The sequence below is a fragment of the Shimwellia pseudoproteus genome, from assembly GCF_016415625.1.
GTDB lineage: Bacteria > Pseudomonadota > Gammaproteobacteria > Enterobacterales > Enterobacteriaceae > Shimwellia > Shimwellia pseudoproteus.
In genome coordinates, this window is the sequence record NZ_WBXP01000107.1 from 1 (window position 1) to 2,018 (window position 2,018).

General features: G+C 54.0%; 1 protein-coding gene and 1 pseudogene. Both read left to right on the plus strand.

Annotation, left to right across the window (positions count from 1 at the left end):
- Nucleotides 1–945, plus strand: a pseudogene (locus F9C28_RS19895) (IS3 family transposase); the annotation flags it as partial.
- Nucleotides 946–1,155: 210 nt separating this feature from the next.
- Nucleotides 1,156–2,018, plus strand: an 863-nt coding sequence (locus tag F9C28_RS19900; RefSeq protein WP_199016964.1) for an IS110 family RNA-guided transposase, incomplete at its 3' end; no start/stop codon positions are given.

The following is a 2,018-nucleotide window of genomic DNA, read 5'->3' on the forward strand; positions in this document are numbered from 1 at the left end:
CACACCACGATTTACACCTGAATTTAAGGAAGAGGCCGTCCGTCAGATAACGGAACGCGGTTATTCCGTTGCCGAAGTATCTGACCGTCTGGGCGTTTCTGCACACAGCCTTTACAAGTGGCTACGGGCTATCAAACCGGATAACAGCGAACAGCATGCCCGGGATTTACTGGAGGCCAAAAGCGAGATCCTGAAACTACGGGCGCAGCTAAAACGTACCGAAGAAGAACGGGATATCCTGAAAAAGGCCGCGCGGTACTTTGCAAGGGAGCCCGACTGAAGTACCGCTTTATCAATGAGCACCGCACTGTATGGGGTGTGATGACGATGTGTCGGGTACTGAATGTCGCCCGGGCCGGGTTCTACGCGTGGCTGCATAACCCGGTCTCGGCGCGTGATAAAGATAACCAGCGTCTGCTGACGCTTATCCGTGACTCATATTCACTGAGCGGCGGCGTATACGGTTACCGGCGGGTTCATGGCGACCTGAACGAAATCGGGGAAACCTGCGGTAAAAACCGGGTGGGCCGTATTATGCAACTGAACCGGATTAAAGCCGTGCGCGGCTATAAAGCGCCGCGTCGTATCGCCGGCAGACCGTCAGTGGTTGCCCCTAACCGCGTGCAGCGCCAGTTTACTGTTGTCCGGGCCAATCAGGTCTGGGTCACCGACATTACTTATATCCGTACCTGGCAGGGCTGGCTGTATCTGGCGGTGGTTATCGATCTCTTCGCCCGTAACGTGGTGGGCTGGTCGATGAAGCCCACGCTCTCACGCGAGCTGGCGCTGGATGCACTGATGATGGCGGTCTGGCGACGTAAACCCAACGGCGAGGTCATCGTGCACTCAGACCAGGGCAGCCAGTACGGCAGTGACGACTGGCAGCGCTTCTGCCGGGCCAATAACCTGGCGCCGAGCATGAGCCGGCGTGGCAACTGCTGGGATACTCATTCTAATATACTTTCAAATACCGGATCGGACTGACCCGTGCTGGGATTGGCTCAGATGCCTTTGTGTTGACTTGTCGTCCGCTTCTGGTATTTCCCGGGCATAGCCGGGCCCAGCGTTTGTGACCTGATAGGAGCTTTGTGCTGCATCCCGAGTGTCCTGTCCTGCGATGGGGATGGTTGTGCTACCAATGTCTGGGGGCAAACCATGCAAAATGACCTTCAATCTCCCGAAAGCGTGATCCTGGGTGTAGATACACATCTTGATGTTCATGTCGGCGCTGTTATCAGTCAGTCAGGTAGACTGCTTGGTACCCGCATTATTCAAACAACTCAAACTGGTTATCAGGAACTCTTTGACTGGGCTAAATCTTTTGGGGTTCTCGAACGGGCTGGCGTCGAGGGAACCGGGACTTATGGTGCTGCGTTAACACGTTTTCTCATTAAAAATGGTGTTGATGTTGTTGAAGTTAACCGGCCAGACCGCTCTACACGACGCCTTAAAGGGAAGTCAGATCCACTGGATGCAGAGAATGCAGCCCGGACAGTACTGTCAGGAAGCAGTAAGGCCATACCAAAAATGCAGTCCGGTGCGTGTGAAGCTCTCCGGATTATTAGCGTTGCCCGTCGTAGTGCAGTAAAAGCCCGCACGCAGGCGATTAACCAGCTTCGCGCGTTGCTGGTCAGTGCCCCGCAGGATGTTCGTGACAAGCTCTGGAAATCTAAACCACACGACTGCGTAGCTGCCTGTATTAGCTGCGAAACAATGGAACACACTCCGCTGAGTGTAGCCCTGCATTGTACGCTTCGAAGTCTTGCTAAGCGATGGATCTCACTGACTGAAGAGCTGAATGAGCTGGATGAATCACTGGAGAAACTGACCCGCAAATATGCCGGTAACCTTCGTAGCCAGTTTGGTGTTGGACCACAGACGGCGGCTACACTGCTGGCAGTTGCAGGTGATAATCCTGAACGCTTAAAAAATGAAGCGGCACTGGCATCACTTTGTGGTGTAAATCCGTTACCAGCATCATCAGGAAAAACAGTCAGGCACAGATTAAACCGTGGCGG